Source organism: Nitratireductor sp. J20-h4 (assembly GCF_056780505.1).
Genome location: NZ_JBQUVI010000001.1, coordinates 140,118 through 164,915, shown reverse-complemented (window position 1 = coordinate 164,915; position 24,798 = coordinate 140,118). Strand labels below are relative to the sequence as shown.

Genomic DNA, 24,798 nt, shown 5'->3' with positions numbered 1-24,798 from the left:
TCATGCCCTCAGGCCATCCGAGAAATTACACCAGCTTGACGGACGTGACCATCGTGGACGCGAGATAGAGCCTGCTGGCGCCCCATTGCGAGCTGTGGGAGCCATAACTTCGCTGCCCGAGAGGCAGCGTCGAGCGTCAGCCCCCCTTTGAACCCATGAACATAGCCTGGAACGTCGCTCGCCACAGAGGATATCTGCGCGTCGAGATTGGGATCATGCGACACAAAGAGATGCAGGTTCTGCGGATCCTTGCCTCGATTAATCCGCTCAACGAACAATCTGATCAAAGGGAACGCTGTTCCCACTGAAAGGGCGCTGATGTCGACGATCACGTCCGTGACCTCGGTCAGATCGTACCGCGACACGCCCAGTGTGACATTGCGTCCACCGACAACAGCGCCATCAGCTCCGAAGATTTCGACGGCAAGGATATCGTTCGAGGGAAGCAGCGTCTGAAGCTTCTCGATATTCTTTTCGGCGCGGCGGGTGAGTTCAGAGTCTGGATTGGGCCGGTTCTCTCTGATGAACAATGCTTGAGCATCGGCTCCGGCGGCAGCGAGACGTTCAGCAATCTGGGTCGCGCGTGGATCAAATCCACCACCTGCGATTAACAGCGCCTTCCTGCCAGTCTGCGAGAAATACTCGGACGCAAAGCTTTCAGCTTCTGAGCCGTCGTGCGAAATGCACGGATCCCATCGCCATCCGTGCGCCATTATTTGGCCTCGCCCAGCAAACGAGTAAGGTCTTCCACGCGTCGTTCAAGAAACCCTCCTCTCTTCAGGGTCAATCCGCTCTTGATGAGAACAACCCCGGATAGCTCGACGAGGCACCAGAGCTTGTTCTTCGCCCCATGGTTCGGAATGAGAACGAAGGCGTTGTATGCGACCCCAAATTGAAGGACCTTTGCGAGGTCGGGCTGTAACTTCGGGATCTGATCGAATTCTTCCTGAGGAATCCCGAACGCGTTGGCGCCGCCATTCAGCGATGCATTGCCCTCCAAGCTCTTTTCAATGCACTGGTCGGCGATCCCCTGAGACAGCCGTTTCACAAGATGATGGAGAGGGAAATCCCATTCGCGGATCATCTCGTCGGCGCGATCGCGCAGCAAGTTATGCTGGACCTGACTGGTTAGTGTCGGCGCCTTCGACCGTATCAATTGAGTCTCCGACTGCGCAACGAGCCGTGCCGCGAGGTGCAGGAACTGCTCCGCGTTTTCCGAGCTCGCATCGCAAAGAGAATCGATGCCGTAGTAGTACGGTCGGTCGAATTGGTGCAGCAGATGGATCTTGGCGCCGTCTGCGATTGCCGCGCTCGCTGTCACAGGACGTGACGGCTCGACGTCGGTCGCTTCCTCAAAGAGGCCGCGTTGGGGGGTTCGGTTTGCATACCGTTCGAGAAGTATGGCGAGCATCGACAGCCTTAGGTCGTTGGAAGGCTCCCCACTTTTCGCCAGGTATTCGGAAACCTCTCGTTCGAGCGCCTCTCGACGCTCAGCGGTGATCGAATTTCGTCGCTGAATAGCGTCGACCTTCTTCGTAAGCTTGTTGGCCTTTGAAGGCGGAAGATCATCGACATGCGTCGACAGAAGATCACCAAGGGTGTTCAAGCCCCGCCGATTGAAGACGTCCATCTGGCTGAGATACCGGCCAGCCATGTCCTTCGCCATTTTTCGGAAGGCTCGCCGCTGGCTCGATCTTCCCTCGCTACTTTGCATCCAGATGGTGGTGATTTCCCGAGCGCGCTTCAGACCGGGCTCACTCTCGTCGAAAGCATTCTGTCCCTCGATGAGTACATCCGCGGGAGCCAATGCGTCCAGGCGGGTGAGGATCCAGCGGGCCACCCGCAATTCCCTGCGCGTAAGCCAACGTTGGAGCGCTAGCAACTGGCTCGGATGTAAGAAATGTGCATCGTCGAAGACAACCAACGGGGTCAGTTGCAGGTCTCCAGACCCATCCTTGACCCGGAACGCGTCTATGACGTCCAGCGGTCGATACGCTGCTGCCGCCGCATTCTGCTCAACCTCATCTATGTCTGGAGGAACAAGGGCGGCTGAGATTTCGTAAATCGCAGTTTCCATCTCTCGGGCGCGCCGCTGCAGCCCGATACCGTTTTCGCCGCCGATCGCTTCTAGGGCAGCATCGGCATCGGGCCGAGCCACTATCTCTATATCCTCAAGGCTGATGCCAGCCGCCTGGGCATCTCGCAACCAGGCAAGCACCGCCCGCGCTTGAAGGAGCGCAACGGTGAGCGAGGACTTCAGACTGTCCGGATAAGGGAACTCCCAAAACTCGCGATATTCGCTTTCGAGTGAAATCCGGCAACCTATGACCGCTGGCCTGCCATCACGGATCGCGTCACAAGAAGTGAGCGCGTCGATGAGTGTCTTGTAGGTTTCGAATCCACGATTCCGAAGCAAGACCTGAAGCGTTGAGAATTTGAACAATCGCGCGAGGGTCGTCTTCCCGCTTCCGGGCGTCCCGATCACCATTGCTAGCCGGTCGTAGAGCTTTCCCTCGTTCGCCGGCTTCCTGAAAAACGTAGACAACGGCTCCGGGGTAACGACAGCCAGAAAGGCTTCGTCTTGAAGCAGATACTCGGTTGCACGCTTTTCAAATGGATTTACCAAGTCGCACCTATACGTGTCTCTGGCGGCGGCGGAAAAGCGGACTCATCGGCGGCGCTGTCAGGTCGCCTTCCCGTTCTCCGCCCTCCGTCTCCGCCCACAGCAGCGCCACTGAATTGTTTGGCGTGTTGTGATCCAAAACTAATGGCAACGCGCACCCGGCATAGCCGAGCCCCAAGTGCGTTACTCCTCCGACGTCAGTGTGTTTCGTTCGGATCGCGGGGTCATAGTAGATGTTCGTCAACTCGATGAAGTCACCGAAATTGTTTCCCGGCGCATTTATCGGAAGGTTTTCGGGTAGGATCGTTCCGAACGAGAAGTGAACTTCCGATGCCCAGCCTTCTGTCTGAAACGACGATCGCGCTTCTTGTTCGCGTTCTATCGCAGTTTGGGACGCTGCATGCGTCCCGATATAATGATGAACGCAGAGCTGCCAATCGTCGGAAAAAATCTTCCGGTCTGCGAGCTGCGCCTGAGCATGAACGATCGATTCTTTGAATTTTTTTAGTTTCCCCGACCACTTCTTCTTCTCTTCATTGTAGCGAAGAAACGAAGATCCGCTGCCCATGAAGTCGTCGATCAGATAGACAAGCCGAAACCTCGCATCTGGATCGCCAACGGCCTCCCCCAATTGGCTGAGCAGGTCTTGCCATTTCTCGGTGTCGAGCTGAGTCGAGACGACCATTTGCTCGTTGTTCAGCACCCCAACATTGCTGTGCCTCAACCCATCGATGCGGGCTCCGTCGCTGAGACCCATGAACAGCGTTTGGCGTCGCAGCCGCTCGACCGCGGCCCTCGCATCCGCGTCGGCATGAACCCTGTAAGGTGGGATCCCTTTTTCATTGGCAACCATACGAACCAGGCGGTCTCGAACGAACTTCGGATACATCTGCTCGACAAGCCTTTGCATCTCGCTAGGGCCGACGTAGACGATTGCATTTCGGGCAAATTCATAGGCCGTCTTTCGCTGGTCCGCAGTGGAAAATTGTTGCAGCCAGGTGGCAAGGCTCTCGATAAAACGCATTCCGGCTTGGAAGTCGCGATAACCGTCGTATTTCAAGCGGGCCATCAAGCGCAGCCAACGAAATTCCTTTCGAGCCTCATCGTCACTCCACTGCATGATCTCGCTGAGGATCCGAAGGCCGAGGTCTTCGTTCATAGCAGCGCCCCCTTTCGAAACCGCAGACCTTTCTCTGCGGAATCCAATGCGCCAAGATACATGCGGGTGACGGCGATCCCACGTTGCCCGGGTTCCGCCAGATTCCAGCAATTGCTCGGGTCCACGCTTACTTCGTCAACGCTGAGCCCCATGGGGGAACTGAGGAGCGCATAGTCGTTGCCCGGCCATTTTCCGCGGTCACCGATCGTGAGAATGTCGCGGTCTCTGACCTGGTCCTGCACATGACGGACCACATTCTTTTTCGAAACGCCGCTTGCAACAATATCGATCGAGTGGCTCGACCGGGTAATAATGGCGTCAGTACAGCCGACTTGAATGACGACCTGATGGGCAATGTCCCACAGCCGGTTTTCCGCCATGAAACGGATCGGCTCCAGCGTAATTTGGTAGCGGCGATTGGTCTGCCTTGCCGAGCCAGCAAGTTCGTGGCTTTCGGCAAGGGCATCCGCCAAGGTCTTCAGTTCTGGGCAAACTTCATCGGTTCCATCTGGCTGCGCATCATCCGCGAGCGAGCCAATCATGGCGCCGTTGTAGTAACCGACCACAACGTTCTCCCAAACCTTATTGGGCAACACGGATCTGAGGTCATTCCGCACCGATACACCCCGACCGGTGGCGATGGCCAATATGGCATCGCTGTCAGCAATCCTTCGGAGCTCGCCAGCAATTTCGGGTCGGGCGGGTTCAAATCGCTCGCGCGTATCAACGACCGTTCCGTCGTAATCCAACACCACTGCGCCGAAATTCTTCTTCTCCAGCCGGTCCACAAAATCGGCATGCGCGTTTTGCCAGAAGCGTAAGGTGTTCTTCTCGTGGAGGAGATGGACGCTCTCCCCGGTCTTTCGCCGGATTGCCGCAGCGGCGGTTGCTTCGATCCGCGGCGCTGTACCTCGGCGTTCTCTCTTTGGCAGCTTCAAGTGATACAGTTTGCGGCCGAACTCCGGAACTCCGGGCTGCCCAGGATCGATTTCACGAGCCTGGCCCGCCCACCCGGTGACGCGTAACGCAGCAAGGAGTGATCCGAGCTGCGCCGCCGGACCGGTGCCTGGGATGTCAAGGCTCGCGACGGGCACCTCCTTGGGGATGAGTCTCAGCGTTTTTTTGGCAAGCTCACGGTCGTCCTCGGCGACGAGTGCCAAAACTGAAGTTCGATCCTCACGCTTTGCGAGCCAGTGGTGCCGTCCATGAGCAAAGTTGCGGTAGTCCGCCAGTTGAATGTTTCCGAGCGCGGCCTCAGTGAATTTTGACTCGATGTCTGTGGCACCGACTTTCGTGGCCGGTCCATAGAGGACGATCGTCGTTGGTCGCTGCCACAGGGCGTCCGCCGCGGCGCGCCAAATCAGGACCGGTTTGCTCGACGCATCAAGTAGGGGAGCGACGACATCGGAAACTTCATTCCAATCTGCCGGGTCGCCGAAGACCGAAACGTAGGCTCGCGCGAGAAGTGATGAGAAGGCGAGCAGGGAGTTGGTGGCTAGGAATCCATCCTTTCCCGCCGGCGGAGGAAAAACCAAGAGGTCCACGAACGGGTGCCGTTCGCAGATAGCCGTTATAGGGCTGTTGGCACGCCCGCACAAAACGGCGATTTGACGGTGCTCTCGCTCAATAAGTGACTTCGCCGCAGCGTTGATGTCGACATTGGTGCCTCCGGCACTCAAAAGCCATTGGCTGACGGAAGCCTCGAACACGGCATCGACGGCATCGAGCGGCGTTTGAACAATTCCAGGCTTCCCAGTGTAGTATTGATGGAACGCCACGAGCGCCTGCGCAGCCGTTAGAGATCCCCCAGACCCTACCGCCGCCAGCGCCGAAAGGCCCGCAAGCTTGACCGCCTTTTCGAGATTACCGATGTCGGTCGCGCTGGCCCATCGAAAAGTCTCTTCCAGCCGCGATATTTCCAGTTCGTATGGCTTTGCCACTTGACTACCCCCAAATCTCACGGGAACATAACAGGAACACGTTATCACATCCCAGCGAAGTCAATACCCCTTTTATATCGCCAACCTAGTTCGCGGAGTGCATCGCCGTACCCGCGAGAAGAATATCAACAGTTGTTTTCGGCATTCCTCGTAGCCACTTGTTAGAATCAGTAAACAATGAGGGCACTCTGGCAAATTGAATGTCAATTGAGGAACGTATCTGTGTATTCCGATCAAATAATTCCCCACGCCCGATACCGACCCCTTCCCGTCATCTCGCGCACGCCGAGTTTTCCGATCAAATTCAACGCGCCGCGAGGGGATATCTTCGCCGACGTCGCAATCATGTGCGCCGACACGATCGGGCGCGACAGAAGCAGGTGGATTGCGACCGGCAGACTGCTCGTCGATCGCTTGCCCAGAGCCTTCCGCTCGAGCTGGCGTTTTGCCAGAGTCAGTCGGTCGATGTCCTTCATTCCAGCAGCGGCGGCCGCACCCATCGCATCCAGAAAGGCGACCAGTCGCACAGTCCGATCACTGGCACGGCGTCGTTCGCGCGGAACTTCACGCAGCCCGACGGCAAACGCCAGCAGGTGAGACCGCACTTTTCCGCGCGATCTCAGGAAATCCGAAATGAGCACCTGTCCGAGCCAGTGTTGACGCTGCAGCGGTTCGAGATGCTCCCAGGCGTCCCAGAGAAGCGCCGCCGCCAGTGTGGCTGGAAGCCGTTCGACCCGCTTGGCCAGCTCGAGCCACTCGCTAATCCGCTCGCCTTCATCCCAATCAGGATCGCGAATCAGCAGATCGCCGACACTGATCTCGGGATCTCGCTTCCTTTGTTCGACAGCCGCATTGCCATCGACCAGCCATTGGGTGCGAGCGAGGACCTCATCGATCTCGGCCAACTCGGGAGAGAGGGCCGCGTTACCAACCAAGTCGAGCTCGACCCCCTCCCCTCCCCTGTCGGGCGGTTCGGCTTCGATGGCGGGCTCCTCCGCGACGCCGGCAAGTGCCATGATCCCTGACCGCGAAACCGCCCAGCCAGGATCGTTCCTCACGACCCGACGCCTGGCCCGGACAATGCGATGCGCAATGACAAGCTCATGGCTGGGCGCGCGTATGTCCATCTGTGCGTCGTGGAGAACCAGGTCCTCGAGATGGACGAGTTCGCCGCCGACCCACATACTGGAAACGGATTCGAAGAAATCGGCCCGCTCGGCAAAGCCGGCCCCGACCTCGGACCGGGCGACGCGCTCATCGAGCCGCGCAAGCGCGTCCTCCGAGGCCGCCATCGGCGTTTGGAGGGTCTCGTGGTCCAATTTCCCGATTTCATAAGTCATTGATAAAACGGCGCTTCGGTTTTCATACGGAAGCTAACACGCTTCTCGCTTCCGTCACACCGATAATTCTCAAGCCCCTCTATATATAATGAGCACTGCGGCCTTCGGGATTGTACAGAGGCCCGGCAATCAGCGCTGTGATCGACGAGAGAGCCCGTTTTTCCGGGGTTTTTGGGGCGTTCGGCTGTCAATAAGGCACTCAAGAGACGTTTACAAACGATCAGTTATCTGTATCTTCTATGTTTGGAAATCCGGCTCTCAATGATCTCTCAGGCGCTGCAAATGGTCACTGACACACAAAATCGCACGTCTCGTCGACCACAGGGACGGCTTATCGGCTATGCGCGCGTCTCTACGGACGAGCAGGCGACACAGGCGCAGGAAATGGAGCTGCGGTCGGCCGGCTGCGAAACAATCGTCCAGGAACACGGCTCCGGCGCCTCTCGCGCCCGCCCTGCCCTCTCACGGCTTGTTCAGGATATCGCCGCCGGCGACACGCTCGTCGTGGTACGCCTCGATCGCCTGGCACGATCCGTCAGCCATCTGCTGGATGTCATCGAGGACCTGACGGCAAAGGGCGCGCATTTCCGTTCGCTGAGGGATCCGATCGACACGAGCACGCCCCAGGGCATGTTCTCGCTGCAGGTGCTGGGGGCTGTCGCCCAGCTCGAACGGGCGTTGATTTCCGAACGGACCAAAGCCGGGATCGCAGCAGCCAAGGCCAAGGGCCGCCTTCCTGGTAATCCCGGAATCCGCGAACGGCGGCCGGAGATGCTTTCGAAGATGAAACTGGCGCAACAAGCAGCCTATGGCGAGCGCCTGCAGGCAACGGCCTCACAATGGCTTCCGACTGTGAAGCGGATGCGTCCGGATCACACGTGGGATGACATTGCCCGGGTTCTCAAACAGCGCGGTTTCGACTGGACGCCAGAACGGCTCCGACGCGCGGTCAAGTGGATGGTCTCGGAAGGCATGGCCGATGCGTCGCTGCTGCGAAAGTCGCCGCCGCGGCCGCCCGAGCATCGTCTCATGACGCTCGTCGCCGGCATCCATTCTTCCAATCCGGGGCTAACACTGCGCGAAATCGCCAACCAGCTCGAACGTCTGCATGAGCGCACGCCACGTGGCGGAATCAAATGGGCGCCCTCTTCCGTCAAAAACCTCCTCGACCGCGCAAAACGCAGCGGCTTGATCGACGCTGCCGAGACAGAAATGCCGGGGTGAACGATCGGCGCGAACGCAGTACAAATCGCGCATCTCGAGCCTAGCCAGAACATAGCAAACAAACCGTAAAGCCCGGAGCGCACGCGCATGGAAACAGAGACGCTCATCATCAACAGCCGCGAGGACTTCGCGCAATGGGCGATGGACCGCGCCAATTGCATCATTGTGGAGCAGGGCTCGAGCCTCGCCACAGCCGCCCGGACAGGCGACGAAAGCCAGATTGCCGATGCGGCAAACGCCCTCGGCCAGACGATCGTCGACACCCTGCTCGATGCTTTCGACTGCCTTGTCGATACCGACTGACGTACTGGCCCGGCAGGAACCGGCTTTCTTGCCCAAGTGTGCGTCATGAATCCCACTTTTTCATCGACTGACGAAGAGCATCAGACACTTCGAAGCCCCCTTCCCGGCTCTCCGGTGGTTGCTGGGCCTGAGAAGACGCCTGGGCCGCGGCCTTGTCCGCCTCGAGCTTGGCATTCAGCAGTGCCATGATCATCGGCCACGCCGAGAATTTCCCTTCCCGCGCTTTGTCGGTCAGGCTGCGCAGATAGCCGCCGGGACTGTTGATCTGGTCGGCCCGCTGATAGATCGCAGCGAGCGTAATCGTCGCGTGCTTGTCGCCGAGAACCTCGCAGGCCTCGCGCCAGGCGCTCGGACTGACCCCCAGCATTACGCGACCGACCTCCGCGGCCGCCAAAAAGTCCCGCCAGTTTCGGATTTCCCCGTCTTTGGCCAGATCGCGCCAGCCCTTGCACGCATCCAGCACGATACCCAAAGGCAACTCCCGCTTCGGCAAGCTCCGCAGGTTGTCGTTTTCCTCGGCGGTGCTGCTCGCTTCATTTTCTTTTCGAGAGCGCTTTTCAGATTCAGATATGGAGTCTGGGTTTGAATTCTGTATGTGGCGCTCAGAATGAGACTCATTGGCGCTCATATTTTCTGATTTCGTGAATGATTCCAGTGCCTCATGCACTTCCGCCCAGAGCAGTTCGAGATCCTCGCAGATGGCCTCGAGGACCTGGCGAGGCGCCGTCCGCGGAAGCCTGGCCATGATTACCTGATAAGTCCGCGTCATCAGGCCCCACTCGCCCGGCACGCCTTCCTCGATGCCGGCGTCGATCATCTTGACCACATCCCGGCGTAATAGCGTCAAACGCTCTCTGACGGCCTTGTAAGCACGTTTCTCGGCCTGGACGGCCTCGGCGAGCTCCGCGAACTCTTCGGCGCGAGCGACGATCGGCGAGAGATCGAAGCCATAGGCCTGTTCGACCTGACCGCCCCTGCCCTTGCGCGCGAACCGTTTGCCATTCGGGCTGTCGCGGCGGATGATCAGCCCACAATCGACCAGGCAGGCCAGATGTCGTCTAAGGGTCGCCGGCGACATACCGTTGGCGCGAGCGGTTAACTGCTCGTTGGAGGGCCATACGATCAGTTCGCCTTCAGCTGTGAGTTCGCTCTCCGGATGGAACGACAACAGCGCGTTGAGGATCGCCAAAGCACGATCTGTGGCGCCAAGCGGCTCCTTGGCATCCCGGATCGCGTGGAAGGTCTTCCACTTTTCGACCTTTGCGCCTTCCCGCATGGATTTCGCAGCGACTTGGCTTGCCATCAGGCCAAGCGTCATCGGCCGCCGCCCAAAGGGCGTCGTTGTGATATGCGTCTGCATTTTCTTTCACCTATCGCTAGGCAATAGAAATCTGCTCGCCGAAATAGCGCTCTCGGCTCAAAAGAGCCTTGACTGTGATTCTCGGAAGTGCGATTCTCTAGCTACCAGACTAAGAGAGGGCTTCCGGAAGCGATTTCGGTGGCCTTTTTCTTTGCCAAATTTCCCTTGGCCGAGAGCCTCGGCCGTTGATTCAGTCGCCGCCCTCCTCTCTGCTGGATTGAAATTCCCGATAAAGGTCGTCGAGCTGCGCGGAAACGTAACGCGCAAACTCCGGTACGACCTTGTCTTCGAAAGTGAGCGTCGTTCGCCCGTTGCGGTCCTCTATCTTGGCCGCGCGCTTACCGGTCGGTGTTTTCCAGATGTTCGAGCTTGCGGCTTTCTTACCCGACCTCTTGGGCTCAACCGCGCGCAGAACAGCCTGAAACCTCGCGTCGCTGTTCGCGCCGGCAAGCTTGTCATCGCTGAAGATCGTGTCTGCCTCGAAGGAATCGCCGGCGTGCTCAAGCCCATCCGCCAGTTTAAGCCAGCGCGCTCGACCAGCCTTGGGTGCTGGTCCGATCCGCTTTACGAGGTGTTCCGGGACCCGGCGTGCAACAGCTATGTATCTGCTGACGTCGGACTTGTCCGAACACAAGGCCGAGACAATTGTCGATCTGTCGCAGCCCGAGTCCTCCAGATTTTTCGCAAAGAACGCCTTCTCAATGAATGAGAGATCTTCGCGATCAAGGTTCTCCCGGCCTTGGGCGACGATCAATTCCTGGTCCGTCAGCTTTCGAATGATGGCGCGGACCGGCCGGTTGAGCAGCTTCGCGGCTTTGAGCCTGCGGCGGCCATAGGCAATTTGGAATCGCCCTTGTCCGGCCGGACTGGGCCGAACCAGAATGGGGACCTGCTGGCCATTGTCGGAAATGGACTGCACAAGTTCGTCGAAGGCCGGATCAACATCGGTCGGGATGCGGTCGGCTATGGGGGACTGTTCAATGGTATCGGGCTCGATCTCAACGACGACGTCACCTTTCTCCAGCTGCTCCTGGAGCCGGGTCGCGAGCTTGGCACCATCGGTCATCTGCTTCAGGGACGTTCCCATCGCCGATATGGCGCCTGTGCGGACGCGTTCCGACGGCTTGTCGTTTTCGCCTGCAGCCGGCGTCGGCTTCTTGAGATAGAGAGAATTGATTGCGTCTTTGCGGCTCATGACTGCACACCCGAGTTTGACCATTCGGTCCGGGGCAGGGCGCTTGTTGGGAGCTCCCAACAAGACTGCCCTGCACACATCGTTTCTGCCGCGTCACGGGTGTGTTGGGAGCTCCCAACAGCCGTGAAACCTGGCCGAGCACCTCGAGGCAAAATTGGCGTGTTGGGAGCTCCCAACACGGTCGATTCAGATATAAGGCCCGCCGGAATCATGATCGCCCCCAAGCCGCACGCATCAGCTCTTCGATCTCGCCGTTCACCGCGCTCAGGGACTCCATCGCACGATCGTATGTGCTTCTCGTCAGATTCCCGGGTCCAATTTCATACAATGTCTGCTTCGTCAGGCCGGCATCCGAGATCGCGGCTGATTTGACCATCGGGTTGGTGAGAACATGGTCGTCGAAGAGATTGCGGAGCAGCGCGACGACTTTCGTTTGCGGTGCGTCTTGCGGCTCGTAACGCGTCAGCAGATATCGGACGAAGTCGAACTTAAGCCTCCCGCCGGCGTCGCGTACGACCCCAAGCAGGTCACGAGTCATCAGAAGGAACTGGCTCATCGATGACACGTCTAGCATCTGCGGATGAACCGTGACGATCATCGACGTCGCGGCACACAGGCCGCTGAGCGTCAAGAAGCCGAGTTGGGGAGGGCAATCAATGACTACGACATCGTAGTGGTCAGCAACGTCGTCGAGGGCGCTTGCGATCCGGGCAAAAAAGATTGCTCCACCATCAGACGCAGTGCCATCCGCGAGGGCTTTGGGCGTCGTATGTTCGAACTCCATGAGCTCGAGATTGCCGGGAACCAAGTCGAGACCGTCGAAATAGGTATTGCGGATCACGTCACCGAGCGGCCTCCGCTCCTCGTCATATCGAATAGCGGCGTAAAGCGTCTCGTTATGACCGACGTTCAACTCGGGCAAGACACCCAACAAGGCGGACAAGCTCGCTTGAGGATCAAGATCCACGGCGAGGACGCGATACCCCTGAAGTGCCAGATATTGTGCAAGATGGGCGGAGGTCGTCGTCTTGCCCGAGCCGCCCTTGAAGTTGGTCACAGCAAGCACCTGGAGATGCTCGTTCTCGCGCCGGTGTGGAACGAACTCGATCGCCTCGCGTCCGCGGGCGTTTCTTGCGAAGATCTGTCGTATCTCATTTATGTCGGAGAGTGAGTATAAGCGTCGTCCGTTTGTCGTGGTCTCCGGCTGTGGGCCTTCACCCGCCAAGGACATTTTTCGAAGCGTCGAATCCGAAACCCCGATCAGCTTCGCGGCTTCACCTGAGGTGAACTTGCGAAGCGCCTTGCTTGCGGCGGGGGGGAATAGGGCCTCGCTGATGCTGTGCAGCTGTGAACCCAGAAGTTCAGCGTGCGCACCAATAACGTCGTCGACATCAGGAAGGTGTGATCTGTTAATCTGCATCGGAGCGTTCACGCTAATCTCTTCAATCACGGTTATTTCGCAGTACGGGCGAATTTCCGTGATCATACCCAGGAAGCGTGGCCCAGCAAGATTATTTTGGTTAACAAGGCCTTAACACGAGTCGGCTCGAATTGGGAACGAAGCTCTCGTAGACGTAATATTTCTGTTTGTTTTCTTACACTTATCTCTACGTCGGCTTTTAGGACGCCAGATTCTTTCCCCGGCAAATTTGCCGGGTCCTATCGAGAGAATTAGCTTTGGCCGGTTGGCGGTGAGCCCAATTTCGTAGAAATCAGCCAGAATCGACTCGACTCAGCGACGTGAGTCGCGCCGTCTCAGTCATCGCGACAACGCCTAAGACAGGCAACGCAGGATTGATCCCGGCAGTTCTGCCGGGGTGACCTCCCCACACGCGCAGGTGAAAACAGCGCATCTCATCCAGGGGTAGCGGCGGTGCATGCGATGCAAACGGGATTCGGTCGAAATCATCGGAATCTAATCCTCCAGGAAGGGGCTCGCCGATGAGCTCCTCATCCTCCCATGGCCGATTGGTCCGCAAACTGCGCGAGGCGCTGGGCGATGCCATATGCACCGCGCTTGAAGATACCGACGTTGTCGAAGTGATGCTGAACCCGGACGGCCGCTTGTTCCTCGAGCGGCTGGGGGAGGGGATCGAAGCCATCGGCGAGCTCGCGCCAGGCGCGGCCGAGATCATTATCGGCAGCGTCGCGCATGCGCTTCAGACGGAAGCGGATGAAGACAGGCCGATCATCTCAGGCGAACTGCCGATCGGCGGACATCGCTTCGAGGGGCTTCTGCCGCCAGTTGTCAGCGCCCCGAGCTTCACGATCCGGCGCCGGGCCTCACGGCTCATTCCCCTGGCCGACTATGTGACCGCCGGCGTGATGACGAAGCTGCAGGCCTCGATCGTCCGGCAAGCCGTCCGGGATCGTCTCAACATCGTCGTGTCGGGCGGCACGGGATCGGGCAAGACCACGCTCGCGAATGCGGTCATCGCCGAGATCGTCGCGGACACCCCAGCGCACCGCCTGCTCATTCTCGAAGACACGGCCGAGATCCAATGCGCTGCCGAAAACGCCGTGGCACTGCATACGGCCGACACCGTCGATATGGCGCGACTTCTCAAGAGCACCATGCGCCTCCGGCCCGACCGTATCATCGTGGGCGAGGTTCGCGATGGCGCCGCGTTGACGCTGCTCAAAGCATGGAACACCGGGCATCCGGGTGGCATCACCACGATCCACGCCAACACCGCGCATTCCGCATTACGCCGCCTCGAGCAGCTGACGGCGGAGGTCAGCCAGCAGCCCATGCGCGAAGTCATAGGGGAGGCCGTCGACCTCGTCATTTCCATTGAGCGGACCGCGACTGGTAGGCGCGTGCGCGACGTCATGCGCGTCAAACAGTTCGCCGACGACCGCTACGAGACCGATCATCATTCCCAAATCGACGAGGACAGCCATGCCGCCTAAGACTTCACCAATACCAATCCTGAGATTTTCGCTTGTCGTGCTGTTGGTGGCAGTCGCCACACCAGCGCTCGCCAGTTCAGGCGGCGGCCTGCCGTGGGAAGGACCGCTGCAGCAAATCCAGGAATCCATCACCGGGCCGGTGGCCGGGTTCATCGCGCTCGCCGCCGTGGCGGTTGCCGGCGGCATGCTGATCTTCGGTGGCGAGCTCAACGATTTCGCGCGCCGGCTGATGTATGTCGTCCTCGTTGCCGGCATCCTGCTCGGCGCCACACAGATTGTCGGCCTGTTCGGCGCCTCGGGTGCCTCGATTGCCCTCCCTGGTCAGGCGGACCTGAGTGCGGCGGGGGAGGGGAGCGATGGCTGAATCCGTTGCTCCCCTCGTCCACTCACGCATTCACCGCGCGCTGTCCCGGCCGAACCATCTGATGGGGGCCGATCGCGAACTCGTGCTGCTCACGGGACTGGCGACGGTCATCCTGATGTTCGTGGTGTTGACCTGGTATTCGGTACTCCTGGGGCTAACGATCTGGATCGCGGTGGTCGGGATCCTGCGCCTCATGGCCAAGGCCGATCCGATGATGCGGCAGGTCTATTTGCGTCATATCGGTTACCGGCCGAGCTACCGGCCGACCACGTCGCCCTGGCGGAGGTACTGAACCGCCATGGTCGCGCTTCGCCAGTTCCGGGATACCAAACCGTCCTTCTCCGACCTGCTGCCCTATGCGGGCCTGGTCGATGACGGTGTGATCCTGTTGAAGGACGGCTCGCTGATGGCGGGCTGGTATTTCGCGGGGCCGGACAGCGAGAGTTCGACCAATATCGAACGCAACGAAGTCTCGCGCCAGATCAATGCCATCCTAGGACGGCTGGGATCAGGCTGGATGATCCAGGTGGAGGCGGTTCGCGTGCCGACGACGGCCTATCCCGCCCAGGAAGACTGCCACTTCCCCGATCCCGTGACACGGGCGATCGACGAGCAGCGCCGCGACCATTTCATGGCCGAGCGCGGCCATTATGAAAGCCAGCACGCCCTGATCCTGACCTACCGGCCTCCGGAGCCGCGGCGCTCAGCCATGGCGCGTTACGTCTATTCCGACGAGGCGAGCCGGACCGAAACCTATGCCGATGGCGTGCTGACCTCGTTCAAGGCATCTATCCGCGAGGTCGAACAATATCTTGGCAATGTGCTGATGATCCGCCGCATGGTGACGCGCCCGGTCACCGATCCGGAAACAGGCGATGAAGCGCGCTATGACGAACTCTTTCAGTTCATCCGTTTCTGCATTGTCGGCGAAAGCCATCCGGTGCGCCTGCCGGCGATCCCGATGTATCTCGATTGGTTGGCAACGGCCGAGTTTCACCACGGTCTGTCTCCCATGGTCGATGGGCGGTTCCTCGCAGTGGTCGGGATCGACGGTTTCCCCGCCGAGAGCTGGCCGGGGATTCTCAACACGCTCGACCTTATGCCGCTCACCTATCGCTGGTCGAGCCGGTTTGTGTTTCTCGATGACCAGGAGGCGCGGCAAAAGCTCGAACGGACCCGAAAGAAATGGCAGCAAAAGGTCCGGCCCTTCTTCGACCAGCTCTTCCAGACGCAAAGCCGCGCGGTCGACCAGGACGCGCTGACGATGGTTGCCGAAACGGAAGATGCGATCGCGGAGGCGTCGTCGCAATTGGTGGCCTATGGCTATTACACGCCGGTCATCGTCATGTTCGACACCGACGAAGCCCGGCTGCAGGACCAGGCGGAGGCGGTGCGGCGCCTGGTCCAGGCCGAGGGCTTCGGCGCCCGCATCGAGACGCTGAACGCCACCGAGGCCTATCTCGGCAGCCTTCCCGGCAACTGGTACGCCAATGTCCGAGAACCGCTGATCAACACCCGCAATCTCGCGGACCTCATCCCGGTCAATTCTGTCTGGGCCGGCAGCGCGACCGCACCTTGCCCCTTCTATCCGCCCAATGCCCCGCCACTGATGCAGGTCGCCAGCGGCTCCTCTCCTTTCCGGCTGAACCTTCATGTCGACGATGTCGGCCACACGCTGATCTTCGGACCGACGGGATCGGGCAAGTCGACACTACTGGCGCTGATCGCCGCGCAGTTCCGACGCTATAAGCACGCTCAAATCTTCGCCTTCGACAAGGGCAAGTCGCTTTATCCGCTCACGATCGCCGCCGGTGGCGACCACTACGAGATCGGGGCAGGGGAGGGCGAGACCGCGCTCGCCTTCTGCCCACTCGCCGAACTCAAGACGGAGGCGGACCGCGCATGGGCGAGCGAATGGGTCGAGACGCTGATCGCCATTCAAGGTGTAACCATCACGCCGGATCATCGCAATGCGATCGCGCGCCAGATCGGGCTGATGGCTTCGGCGCGGGGACGTTCCCTGTCGGATTTCGTCAGCGGCGTGCAGCTGCGCGAGATCAAGGACGCGCTCCAGCATTACACGGTCGACGGCCCGATGGGCCAACTCCTCGATGCCGAAGAGGACGGATTGCAGCTCGGAACCTTCCAGACCTTCGAGGTCGAGGAGCTGATGAATATGGGCGAGCGCAACCTCGTTCCCGTCCTTCTTTACCTGTTCCGCAGGATCGAAAAGCGCCTGACCGGAGCGCCGAGCCTGATCATTCTAGACGAGGCCTGGCTCATGCTCGGGCATCCGATGTTCCGCGACAAGATCAGGGAATGGCTGAAGGTGCTGCGCAAGGCGAACTGCGCCGTCATCATGGCCACCCAGTCAATCTCCGATGCCGAGCAGTCCGGAATCATCGACGTCCTGAAGGAAAGCTGCCCGACCAAAATATGTTTGCCCAATGGCGCTGCGCGGGAACCCGGTACGCGGGAATTCTATGAGCGCATCGGCTTCAACGAACGCCAGATCGAGATCGTCGCGACCGCTGTTCCGAAGCGTGAATATTACGTCGCTTCACCCGAAGGGCGCCGGCTGTTCGACATGGCGCTTGGCCCGGTGGCGCTCGCCTTCGTCGGCGCGTCGTCCAAGGACAATTTGAAGCGCATTGACGAGCTCCGGCAATCGCACGGTGCCGAATGGCCGGCTCATTGGCTCGAAGAAAGGGGAGTGTATGATGCCACACACGTTCTTACGCACAGCTAGATTTGCAGTCGCCGCATTGATGTCGGTCTCGACGTTCTCGAACACACAGGCCGGCGTCGGTGGACTCGGCGGCGCGACCGAGTGGACGCAGATCCTCAACAACACCGAGCTTGTGAGCCTCGTCGGATCGTCGGCCGAGCAGGTGCAGAACCAGATCACCCAGATCACGCAGCTGGCCGAGCAAATCCAGAACCAGCTCCGAATCTACGAGAACATGCTGCAGAACACGCTTACCCTGCCCAATCATGTCTGGGGCCAGGTCGAAAGCGATCTGATGCAGCTCCAGAGCCTCGTCAATCAGGGGCAGGGTATCGCGTTCTCCATGGGCATTGTCGACGACGTGCTCCGGCAGCGGTTCCAGAGCTTTGCCGATTTCAAATCGGGCCTCGCCAATGGCCAGACCTTTTCCTCAAGCTACCAGGACTGGTCGGACACCAATCGGGACACGATCGCCTCGACACTGCGGGCGGCCGGCCTGACGGCCGAGCAGTTCGGCTCGGAGGAGGCGACGATGAACCAGTTGCGGTCCATGTCGGAAAGCTCGGTTGGCCAGATGCAGGCGCTTCAAGTAGGCCATGAGATCGCGGCCCAGCAGGTCGCCCAGGCCCAGAAGTTGCGCGGTCTGGTCTCCCAGCAGGTGGCGATGATGGGCACCTGGTATCAATCGGAGCAGGCGGCCAGGGACCTCGCGCAAAATCGCCGGGAGGAATTCTTCAACTCGACCGCGCCGTCGACCTCGGGCGGCCAGGCCTTGGAGCCACGCTGGTGAACAGGACCCTGATCATCGTTGCGACCGTCATCGTGGTTGTCGTCGCCGCCGTCACGGTCTGGATCGCCATTCGCCCATCTGACGATGCCGGTGAGGCAGCAACGCCGGCGCCCGCACCGCAGAAGTTCGACACCAGGACCGGAAAGAAAATGAAGCCGCGCTGGAACGCCTCCGAAGGGGAACGGCAGGTGAACGGGGGAGCCGATGGCGCGGCCGACAACTAGAATTGCCCTTTGTGCCTTCGCCTGCATGTTCTTCGTCACGCCTGCGCTGGCGCAGGATGGCTCGCTGCTGACGACGCTTGAAAACGAGATCGCCAGTGCGGCGCAGGGCTGGCAGACGACGATCCTGAACGCGGCGCGGTCTTTGTTCTGGATCCTCGCCGGCATCGAGGTCGGGATCGCCGCGGTCTGGCTGGCGATTGCCGCGGCATCGCTCGATACCTGGTTCGCCGAGCTCGTGCGCCGGATCATGTTCATCGGGCTCTTCGTCTTCATCCTCGAGCAGGGCCCGGACCTGACCAAGGCCGTGGTCGACAGTCTTTTCCAGATCGGCGCGGGCGGCGGTTCGGCTTCGCCGGCCAATGTCTTCAATGCCGGGCTCCAGGTCGCCAGCGAAATGTCGAACAAGGCCCAGTTCGGCCTGTTCGAGGACAATGCGCTGGCGATCGCCGCCGTGTTCGCCATGGTGATCGTGGTCGTCTCCTTCAGCCTGGTCGCCGCGATCTTCGTGGCTGTGATGGCGGAGATGTATGTGGGCTTGCTCGCCGGCATGATCATGCTGGGGCTTGGAGGCAGCTCGTTCACCAAGGACTTCTCGGTCCGATATCTGGTCTATGCGTTTTCGGTCGGCATGAAGCTGATGGCCCTGGTGATGATCGCGCGGATCGGTTCCGAGGTGCTGATCGATCTTGCCAACGCGCCGACGGGCGGGGACGAGTTCCTGGCGACCCTCGCCATCGCCGGCATCTCGGTCATCGTTTTCGTGATTGCGATGTATGTGCCCAACATCATTCAGGGGATGGTCCAGGGCGTCTCGGTGACCGGTGGCATGGAAGTCATCCGCCACGGCGGTCAGGCCGCGAGCTTTGCCGCGGGCGGCGCCGCGCTCGCGGTGGGCGGTGCAAGGGCAGGGGGTGCGGCATATTCCGACGCCAGGGCGTCGGGCAGTTCCTTCGGTGCGGCGGCGCTCAAGGGCATGGCGACGGGTGTCGGCGCTGCCGGTGGAGCGGCCGCATCCGCCGCACGCGACAAGGCGATTGGCGTCCCGGGAACCTGGGGTGCATCCACGCTGGGTCTCGCCAACGCAAAACTCGATCAGTCTCAAGGCCGGCCGACACGCCGGCCCTCGAGCGACGACAAGGCTTGAGGTGAGGCATGGCCAGACACGAAAAGATCGACAACCCCTATATCGCAGCACGCATGGAGTGGAACGAACGCTATGGCTCCTATGTGAAAGCGGCGGCGGCATGGCGCATCGTCGGCATCACCGGGATGCTGATGGCGGTGACCGGCTTCTCCTATGCGCTCTATCAGAGCACGCAGGTCAAGCTCGTCCCGTACATCGTCGAGGTCGACAAACTGGGAACGGCGGCGACCGCCGGATATCCGCAACAGATCGAATATGCCGATCCCCGCGTGGTGCGCGCCACGCTCGGCAGCTTCGTGACGAATTTCCGCTCCGTCACCCCCGATACGGTCGTCCAGAAGCAATACATCGATCGCGCCTATGCGCATCTCAGATCGTCCGATCCGGCAACCGAGAAGGTCAATGCCTGGTTCCGGAGCAACTCGCCCTTCGATCGCGCGCGCGAAAAGACGGTGGCGATCGAGGTCAACAACATCGTCCCGCTCTCAAACCAGAGCTACCAGATCGACTGGACGGAATATGAGCGCGATCGGCAGGGCAAGGAAATCGCCACACGGCGGTTCCGCGGCATCGCGACCGTGACCCTGACACCGCCCCAGGATGAGGCAGTGATCAGGCTCAACCCGATCGGCCTCTACCTCAAGGATTTTGACTGGACGGCGCAATTGTGAGTGCCGCGGAGGGAATTGAATGAAGAAGAACACGAACCGCGGACCCATCCTGTGCGCAGCCCTTTTGGCGGTACTGGCTGCTTCGCCGGGCTCCGCGCAGCAATTGAGCGGCAACGAAGCGCGCGGAACGCAACTCTCGGCGCAATGGCAGCACGGACCTGGTGTCGTTGCACGCGGGCCCGACGGCAAGGTGATTTTCCTCTTCGGGGAGATCCAGCCCTCGGTGGTCTGCTCGCCACTGCAGGTCTGCGACATCGAATTGCAGCCCGGCGAAATTGTCCGCGACGTGCTTCTGGGTGACACGGTGCGCTGGAAGGTGGAGCCGGCGACATCGGGCGCACCCAACGCCCAGGCCGTTCACTTGATCGTCAAACCGTCCGAAGCAGGCCTGGTGACCTCGATGGTCGTCACCACGTCGCGCCGCACCTATCACATCCAGCTCAAGTCCCATCACCGCGACTACATGGCGCGGGTCGGGTTCGAATATCCCGAGGACATCAATGCCCGCTTTGCCGAGATCAATGCCCGCATCGAGGCGAGCGTCGTGCCAGGGGCAGGGGTGCCGGCCGAGCAACTGGATTTTGCTTTCCATATGAGTGGGTCGGCCCGCTGGCGGCCAACTCGGATCTACAGCGACGGGACGAAGACCTACATCCAGTTTCCTTCATCATTGGCCGGACAGGACGCGCCGGTTCTATTCGTCGTCTCCGGTGGTGAGAACCGGATCGTCAACTACCGTATGAACGGCTCGATGATGGTGGTCGATTTCAACATCGACCGCGCGATCCTCGTGTCCGGGGTCGGCATGCGCCAGCAGAAGATCACCATCAGGCGGGGAGGGTAACGATGTCGAACCTTCGTTCCTTCTTCCGCTTGATGGTTCTGGTGGCAGGGGTGAGCACGCTCGCCGCCTGCCAGACCATGACCGGCGCCGGACTCGTCACCAGCGAGGTCACCGCCGAGCTGACACCGGAGAGCGCCGGCGCCATAAGCGAGGATATGGTGGCCAAGCTCGCCGAACAGATCGGGCCGGGCAGCACGACGATCGCGTTGCGCTCCGACGGATCCGTGTTCGGCGCCGCGCTCGAAGCGTCGCTTAGAAGCTGGGGCTATGCGGTTGTCACTGACCAGGAAACGGGAGAGGCGATCACGGAACCGCTCGCCTATGTCGCCGATCCGTTCGAAGGCGGCGTTCTGGTGCGGCTCTCGACCCGGAAGGCCGAGCTTACGCGCATGTATACGGTCACTGCCGAGGGTGCGACACCGGCCAGCCCGCTTTCAGTGATGCAACGTGGCCCTGGTGAGACGACATGACGGAATCGCTCAAGCTTGATGGGGCCGGTCCGTCGTCCGGTCCCAGGATCAGACGGCTGAACCGCCTGCCTATCATCGTGGCGATCGCGCTCGTCGTGACGTTTTTCGCCGTCATCTTCTACGGTCTGTCTTCTCGAGGCTTGCGTTTCGGCGATGGTCAGATCGAACCGTCTTCGGCGCAGCCGGCCTCCAATGATGCGGAACGGCTCAAACAGGGCGTGCCCGACGGGATCATCGGTGAACCGCAGCCGGCCGTGCAACTGCAGCCGGCCCCGACCACCGAACCTGAGCCGGCCCGCAATCCATTCACCCCGGACGAGGAAGAAGAGGCGCCCGCGCCACGGGTGCCAGCGCTTGAGCCCGAGGAGGTCTGGCGGGCAAGGCTGCAGCGTGAATTCGATGAGCAGATGCTTCGTGAGTACAACCGGCAGCAAATGGCGAGCCTTCAGGCGGACGAAGCGGCCGCAAACTCGCCGATCGCCATCAACCTGAAGGGACTTGAGACCGGCAGCGACACGACGCCGGCGGCAACACCGCAGCCAGGCGCCACGATCAATCGCGGGACGAGTGCTCTCGATCTCTACAGTGCCGCGCTGCAGGCAGGGATCGGTCAGCAGAACGCTGACCCGAACGGCCAGACGGCGAAACAGCAGTTTTTCAATCAGGACATCGCCGATCTCGGCTACCTGCCGAATTCGGTCGTTCCGCAAATGTCGCCCTTCGAGCTCAAGCGCGGATCCGTTATCCCGGCCACGTTGGTTACCGGCATCAACTCTGACCTTCCCGGACGCATAACCGCACAGGTCTCGCAGAACGTCTATGACAGCGCGACCGGGCACCGGCTTCTCATTCCGCAGGGCGCGAAGCTCTTTGGCCGCTACGATTCGGAAGTGTCGTTCGGGCAGAACCGCGTGCTGGTCATCTGGACCGACATCATCTTCCCGAACGGATCAACCCTTCAGATCGGCGGCATGGCCGGCACGGATGCTGCCGGCTATGGCGGCTTCCGGGACAAGGTCGACAACCATTATCTGCAGACATTTGGTTCCGCGATCCTGGTGGCGTTGATCGGCGCGGGCACGGAAATGCTTCTGCCGCAGGACCCGGGCAATACCTTGAACGGCAACAGCTCCACCGACGCGGCGCGGAGATCGTTCGCCGAGACTTTCGGTCAGATTTCCGAGCAAACTGTTTCGAAAAACCTCAACGTCCAGCCGACCCTCGAAATCAGGCCGGGCTATCGTTTCAACGTCCTGGTCGACCAGGACATCGTTTTTCCAAAGGCCTATCCATGAGTTTGAGGTCGGAGGTCCTCGTTTCAACGCGCCACGGAGGCTGTGTTCGCAGAGCCTTACAATGTCGGATCTTGATCATAGTGAACGAATTGCTTTTGCATTTGATCGACACGCTTTCGCTGCCGCTCGAGGAGCGTGCGGCCCGTCGTGCGTTGCGCAATTTTGCCGAAGATGCCGGATTCGAGTTCTTTGCGTATCTGAACCTTAAAGGGCAGGAGAGTTTTGCTGTATCGAATTATCCCCAACAGTGGCAGGATCGATACGTGCAGATGAATTATCTTCGCGTCGATCCGGTGGTGACGCGCGCAAAGCATGGTCCACCAATCTTCATGTGGTCGGCTGAGGAAGCCAGGCGCCTAGGGCGGCGAGACGTGACACAGTTCTTCAAGGATGCGGACCGTTTTAGCATACGATCAGGCTTGTCGGTATCGGTTCCGGTCGGCTTTAAGGACCGCATGGTCTTCACCCTTGCGTCAGACAAACCGAGCGCGTGTAACGATGAGGATCCGGACCCCGTTACGGCAGCGATTGCCGTTGCATTTGTCCATTCTCGTCTTGCCTCGGCGACACGCGATGCGACGCTTTACACCGACATCCAGTTGTCGCCCCGCGAAGCGGAGTGCCTGAGATGGTTCGCAGACGGCATGTCCATGCCGGATATTGCCGATACTCTTGGAATTGGCTACCGCTCTGTACGTTCCTATCTCGACGAGGCGACGCGGAAACTTGGCGCAGCCAATAGTCGCCAAGCAGCTACAATTGCCACCCGCTTGGGTTTGATCTGAGCACGATCAGACGAGCTCGGAATGTGATGGCGACTTAGATGTCGCATAACACTTGTTATAGAACTGAAGACAGTCAGTGAAGCCCGGAGTCCGGCGGCACCTCCGGCACGTGGCCAAGCGTATCGACGACGATCCGGACCAGTTCGTGATACAGCTTCAACTCGAGCAACGCTAGACGGTAGCTGTGCCTCAGATCTTCGTTATCGCAGCCCCTCGAAGCCGGCTTCTCGAGCTGCTCGAACAGCGTTTGCGCATGATCGACAAGCCGGCGATTCTTGACGATGACATCAACCGCGAGGCGCGAGAGCTCGTCATTTGACAACCCTTCGAGGATGGTCACGATCGGTCGGTCATTGACCTGACCAGGTTGAAAACTACTGATCGACGCTCGGTTCGGCATTCACGGCCCGCGGCTTGCGCCGCGGTGCGCCCCCGCGACAAGATAAGATCTCGACCCCAAGCCGGGGGTTGGAAAACCGCCACAGACGGTCCTGCGACCTTTAGCACCGAGGCACCTGGACATGCGTCACAGGCCCCCGGCCGTTGGCCAGAGGATCCTCGGTGCCGCATCGGCCGGCACCAAACCGCTGTGGTGGGGTTTCCAAGCCCCGGAACGGCGCGTACCGTCCCGAGGCCTTAATATTCCATCCGGTCGCCGCTTACCAGCCATGCGAACCGAATTGCAACATCATCGTGTCAAGCGACGTGCCGTTCCGCTAATCCTTCTTCCGGTTGCCTTGACGGGCCGGCAAGGACAGTCGAAGGAAGATCGCCCACGGCGCCAAGTCGGCTGCGCATCGTATCCGTCATCTCGAAGACGCCGGCATAAGTCATGGTCTTGCCGATGCGCGTCGGCGTCCCGATGACCTCATACGGACAGTCCGCGGCCCGGAAAATCCTTGCCATGCGGGCGTCGAACACCGAAACGACATGGTCGATGCCCGCACTCCGGCAGACCTCGACGATGCCGCAGAGCAGCTCCAGGGTCGTCTTGTGAACGATGTGGTTGGCTTCCGCTCGTTCGGCCACTGAGAAGACACGCGGATTGATGGCGAAGCGCGAGCTTTCCCAGATCAGCGGGCTCTCCGGCGCACCGCCGGGAACCAGAACCGAAAACACGTCGCGCAGCATGTAAGGTCCGGTTGTCGGCAGCAGGCGGACAGCACCCTGGAGTACGCCGGTTTCGTCGTTGACTGACATAAGATATAGGGGATCTTCGTCGTCGAAGCGGTCGGTTTCGCGGCCGTCATTGACGCTCACCTCCCATCCGAGCCGGCTGGAAAACACCTCCGCGCGCATGCGGAACATCTGATCGATAAGGATAGGATGCTTTTGCCGGTCGATACTTTCGATAGTCATGATCATTTATGGTCTCCGTTGGTGTGTTCACAACGGAAGACCAAGTATCGGCTGACAGGTAGCCTTG

24 protein-coding genes are annotated in these 24,798 nt (G+C 60.1%); 14 read left to right on the top strand and 10 right to left on the bottom strand.

Features of this window, described 5'->3' with window-relative positions; translation table 11 throughout:
- Positions 1-8: 8 nt before the first annotated feature.
- From ACT2B0_RS22280 to ACT2B0_RS22260, 5 genes are all read right to left on the bottom strand, one after another.
- Positions 9-713, bottom strand: coding sequence for a hypothetical protein (locus tag ACT2B0_RS22280; protein WP_473466319.1), 705 nt, complete (start codon positions 711-713; stop codon positions 9-11).
- On the bottom strand, positions 713-2,626 hold the full coding sequence (locus ACT2B0_RS22275) for a hypothetical protein (RefSeq protein WP_473466316.1): 1,914 nt from the start codon (positions 2,624-2,626) through the stop codon (positions 713-715). The genes ACT2B0_RS22280 and ACT2B0_RS22275 overlap by 1 nt, the downstream gene beginning before the upstream one ends.
- Before the next feature lie 7 nt (positions 2,627-2,633).
- Positions 2,634-3,782: a phosphoribosyltransferase-like protein gene (locus ACT2B0_RS22270; protein WP_473466313.1), complete on the bottom strand. Its 1,149-nt coding sequence runs from the start codon at positions 3,780-3,782 to the stop codon at positions 2,634-2,636.
- Positions 3,779-5,722 (bottom strand): HAD family hydrolase, encoded by a 1,944-nt coding sequence (locus ACT2B0_RS22265; RefSeq protein WP_473466310.1) that lies wholly within the window; start codon positions 5,720-5,722, stop codon positions 3,779-3,781. Before ACT2B0_RS22265 ends, ACT2B0_RS22270 begins: the two co-directional genes overlap by 4 nt.
- A 233-nt stretch (positions 5,723-5,955) precedes the next feature.
- On the bottom strand, positions 5,956-7,062 hold the full coding sequence (locus ACT2B0_RS22260) for an RHE_PE00001 family protein (protein WP_473466307.1): 1,107 nt from the start codon (positions 7,060-7,062) through the stop codon (positions 5,956-5,958).
- A gap of 282 nt (positions 7,063-7,344) precedes the next feature.
- On the opposite strand from ACT2B0_RS22260, the gene ACT2B0_RS22255 reads away from it, so the two are divergent.
- Positions 7,345-8,286 (top strand): recombinase family protein, encoded by a 942-nt coding sequence (locus ACT2B0_RS22255; RefSeq protein ID WP_473466556.1) that lies wholly within the window; start codon positions 7,345-7,347, stop codon positions 8,284-8,286.
- An 87-nt stretch (positions 8,287-8,373) separates the two neighbouring features.
- Positions 8,374-8,589, top strand: coding sequence for a hypothetical protein (locus tag ACT2B0_RS22250; protein ID WP_473466304.1), 216 nt, complete (start codon positions 8,374-8,376; stop codon positions 8,587-8,589).
- A gap of 43 nt (positions 8,590-8,632) precedes the next feature.
- On the opposite strand, the gene repC is transcribed toward ACT2B0_RS22250, so the two are convergent.
- From repC to repA, 3 genes are all read right to left on the bottom strand, one after another.
- Positions 8,633-9,949: a plasmid replication protein RepC gene (repC, locus tag ACT2B0_RS22245; RefSeq protein WP_473466302.1), complete on the bottom strand. Its 1,317-nt coding sequence runs from the start codon at positions 9,947-9,949 to the stop codon at positions 8,633-8,635.
- A 190-nt stretch (positions 9,950-10,139) separates the two neighbouring features.
- Entirely contained in the window at positions 10,140-11,144 is a 1,005-nt protein-coding gene (repB, locus tag ACT2B0_RS22240) for a plasmid partitioning protein RepB (RefSeq protein WP_473466300.1), read from the bottom strand.
- Positions 11,145-11,352: 208 nt separating this feature from the next.
- Positions 11,353-12,564, bottom strand: a complete 1,212-nt coding sequence (gene repA / locus ACT2B0_RS22235; protein WP_473466554.1) for a plasmid partitioning protein RepA — start codon at positions 12,562-12,564, stop codon at positions 11,353-11,355.
- Between the two features lie 521 nt (positions 12,565-13,085).
- Between repA and trbB the strand changes: the two genes are divergently transcribed.
- The 12 genes from trbB (at position 13,086) to ACT2B0_RS22175 (ending at position 23,372) form a co-directional block, all read left to right on the top strand.
- The gene (gene trbB, locus ACT2B0_RS22230) at positions 13,086-14,057 is read left to right on the top strand and encodes a P-type conjugative transfer ATPase TrbB (protein WP_473466297.1); all 972 of its coding nucleotides are present in this window, start codon (positions 13,086-13,088) and stop codon (positions 14,055-14,057) included.
- Positions 14,047-14,421, top strand: a complete 375-nt coding sequence (locus ACT2B0_RS22225) for a TrbC/VirB2 family protein (protein WP_454011599.1) — start codon at positions 14,047-14,049, stop codon at positions 14,419-14,421. Before trbB ends, ACT2B0_RS22225 begins: the two co-directional genes overlap by 11 nt.
- A complete protein-coding gene (locus ACT2B0_RS22220) occupies positions 14,414-14,713 on the top strand; it encodes a conjugal transfer protein TrbD (protein WP_473466294.1) in 300 nt (99 codons plus the stop codon). Before ACT2B0_RS22225 ends, ACT2B0_RS22220 begins: the two co-directional genes overlap by 8 nt.
- Positions 14,714-14,719: 6 nt before the next feature.
- Positions 14,720-17,170, top strand: coding sequence for a conjugal transfer protein TrbE (locus ACT2B0_RS22215; RefSeq protein ID WP_473466291.1), 2,451 nt, complete (start codon positions 14,720-14,722; stop codon positions 17,168-17,170).
- A 19-nt stretch (positions 17,171-17,189) separates the two neighbouring features.
- The gene (trbJ, locus tag ACT2B0_RS22210) at positions 17,190-17,939 is read left to right on the top strand and encodes a P-type conjugative transfer protein TrbJ (RefSeq protein ID WP_473466290.1); all 750 of its coding nucleotides are present in this window, start codon (positions 17,190-17,192) and stop codon (positions 17,937-17,939) included.
- Positions 17,936-18,163 carry a hypothetical protein gene (locus ACT2B0_RS22205; RefSeq protein ID WP_473466287.1) on the top strand — a complete coding sequence of 76 codons (228 nt, stop codon included), beginning with the start codon at positions 17,936-17,938 and terminating at the stop codon, positions 18,161-18,163. The genes trbJ and ACT2B0_RS22205 overlap by 4 nt, the downstream gene beginning before the upstream one ends.
- Positions 18,144-19,307, top strand: a complete 1,164-nt coding sequence (trbL, locus tag ACT2B0_RS22200) for a P-type conjugative transfer protein TrbL (protein WP_473466284.1) — start codon at positions 18,144-18,146, stop codon at positions 19,305-19,307. Before ACT2B0_RS22205 ends, trbL begins: the two co-directional genes overlap by 20 nt.
- Positions 19,308-19,315: 8 nt before the next feature.
- Positions 19,316-19,978 carry a conjugal transfer protein TrbF gene (locus ACT2B0_RS22195; protein ID WP_473466282.1) on the top strand — a complete coding sequence of 221 codons (663 nt, stop codon included), beginning with the start codon at positions 19,316-19,318 and terminating at the stop codon, positions 19,976-19,978.
- 19 nt (positions 19,979-19,997) lie between these two features.
- Positions 19,998-20,822, top strand: coding sequence for a P-type conjugative transfer protein TrbG (gene trbG / locus ACT2B0_RS22190; RefSeq protein WP_473466279.1), 825 nt, complete (start codon positions 19,998-20,000; stop codon positions 20,820-20,822).
- A 2-nt stretch (positions 20,823-20,824) separates the two neighbouring features.
- Positions 20,825-21,292, top strand: a complete 468-nt coding sequence (gene trbH / locus ACT2B0_RS22185; RefSeq protein ID WP_473466276.1) for a conjugal transfer protein TrbH — start codon at positions 20,825-20,827, stop codon at positions 21,290-21,292.
- Positions 21,289-22,587, top strand: coding sequence for an IncP-type conjugal transfer protein TrbI (gene trbI, locus ACT2B0_RS22180; RefSeq protein ID WP_473466273.1), 1,299 nt, complete (start codon positions 21,289-21,291; stop codon positions 22,585-22,587). Before trbH ends, trbI begins: the two co-directional genes overlap by 4 nt.
- Before the next feature lie 80 nt (positions 22,588-22,667).
- Complete coding sequence (locus tag ACT2B0_RS22175; protein WP_473466270.1) at positions 22,668-23,372, top strand: autoinducer binding domain-containing protein; 705 nt, start codon at positions 22,668-22,670, stop codon at positions 23,370-23,372.
- A 73-nt stretch (positions 23,373-23,445) separates the two neighbouring features.
- On the opposite strand, the gene ACT2B0_RS22170 is transcribed toward ACT2B0_RS22175, so the two are convergent.
- Together ACT2B0_RS22170 and ACT2B0_RS22165 are read right to left on the bottom strand one after the other, a co-directional pair.
- A complete protein-coding gene (locus tag ACT2B0_RS22170; protein WP_481658488.1) occupies positions 23,446-23,712 on the bottom strand; it encodes a transcriptional repressor TraM in 267 nt (88 codons plus the stop codon).
- Positions 23,713-24,068: 356 nt separating this feature from the next.
- Complete coding sequence (locus tag ACT2B0_RS22165) at positions 24,069-24,737, bottom strand: acyl-homoserine-lactone synthase (protein WP_473466265.1); 669 nt, start codon at positions 24,735-24,737, stop codon at positions 24,069-24,071.
- Positions 24,738-24,798 lie beyond the last annotated feature (61 nt).

What these genes read in the sequence shown, in the direction of transcription:
- ACT2B0_RS22280 (WP_473466319.1), bottom strand. Translation starts at nt 713, where the DNA reads ATGGCGCACGGATGGCGATGGGATCCGTGCATTTCGCACGACGGCTCA.
- ACT2B0_RS22270 (WP_473466313.1), bottom strand. Translation starts at nt 3,782, where the DNA reads ATGAACGAAGACCTCGGCCTTCGGATCCTCAGCGAGATCATGCAGTGG.
- ACT2B0_RS22260 (WP_473466307.1), bottom strand. Translation starts at nt 7,062, where the DNA reads ATGACTTATGAAATCGGGAAATTGGACCACGAGACCCTCCAAACGCCG.
- ACT2B0_RS22255 (WP_473466556.1), top strand. Translation starts at nt 7,345, where the DNA reads ATGGTCACTGACACACAAAATCGCACGTCTCGTCGACCACAGGGACGG.
- ACT2B0_RS22250 (WP_473466304.1), top strand. Translation starts at nt 8,374, where the DNA reads ATGGAAACAGAGACGCTCATCATCAACAGCCGCGAGGACTTCGCGCAA.
- repC (WP_473466302.1), bottom strand. Translation starts at nt 9,949, where the DNA reads ATGCAGACGCATATCACAACGACGCCCTTTGGGCGGCGGCCGATGACG.
- repB (WP_473466300.1), bottom strand. Translation starts at nt 11,144, where the DNA reads ATGAGCCGCAAAGACGCAATCAATTCTCTCTATCTCAAGAAGCCGACG.
- repA (WP_473466554.1), bottom strand. Translation starts at nt 12,564, where the DNA reads ATGCAGATTAACAGATCACACCTTCCTGATGTCGACGACGTTATTGGT.
- trbB (WP_473466297.1), top strand. Translation starts at nt 13,086, where the DNA reads ATGAGCTCCTCATCCTCCCATGGCCGATTGGTCCGCAAACTGCGCGAG.
- ACT2B0_RS22225 (WP_454011599.1), top strand. Translation starts at nt 14,047, where the DNA reads ATGCCGCCTAAGACTTCACCAATACCAATCCTGAGATTTTCGCTTGTC.
- ACT2B0_RS22220 (WP_473466294.1), top strand. Translation starts at nt 14,414, where the DNA reads ATGGCTGAATCCGTTGCTCCCCTCGTCCACTCACGCATTCACCGCGCG.
- ACT2B0_RS22215 (WP_473466291.1), top strand. Translation starts at nt 14,720, where the DNA reads ATGGTCGCGCTTCGCCAGTTCCGGGATACCAAACCGTCCTTCTCCGAC.
- trbJ (WP_473466290.1), top strand. Translation starts at nt 17,190, where the DNA reads ATGTCGGTCTCGACGTTCTCGAACACACAGGCCGGCGTCGGTGGACTC.
- trbL (WP_473466284.1), top strand. Translation starts at nt 18,144, where the DNA reads ATGGCGCGGCCGACAACTAGAATTGCCCTTTGTGCCTTCGCCTGCATG.
- ACT2B0_RS22195 (WP_473466282.1), top strand. Translation starts at nt 19,316, where the DNA reads ATGGCCAGACACGAAAAGATCGACAACCCCTATATCGCAGCACGCATG.
- trbG (WP_473466279.1), top strand. Translation starts at nt 19,998, where the DNA reads ATGAAGAAGAACACGAACCGCGGACCCATCCTGTGCGCAGCCCTTTTG.
- trbH (WP_473466276.1), top strand. Translation starts at nt 20,825, where the DNA reads ATGTCGAACCTTCGTTCCTTCTTCCGCTTGATGGTTCTGGTGGCAGGG.
- trbI (WP_473466273.1), top strand. Translation starts at nt 21,289, where the DNA reads ATGACGGAATCGCTCAAGCTTGATGGGGCCGGTCCGTCGTCCGGTCCC.
- ACT2B0_RS22165 (WP_473466265.1), bottom strand. Translation starts at nt 24,737, where the DNA reads ATGATCATGACTATCGAAAGTATCGACCGGCAAAAGCATCCTATCCTT.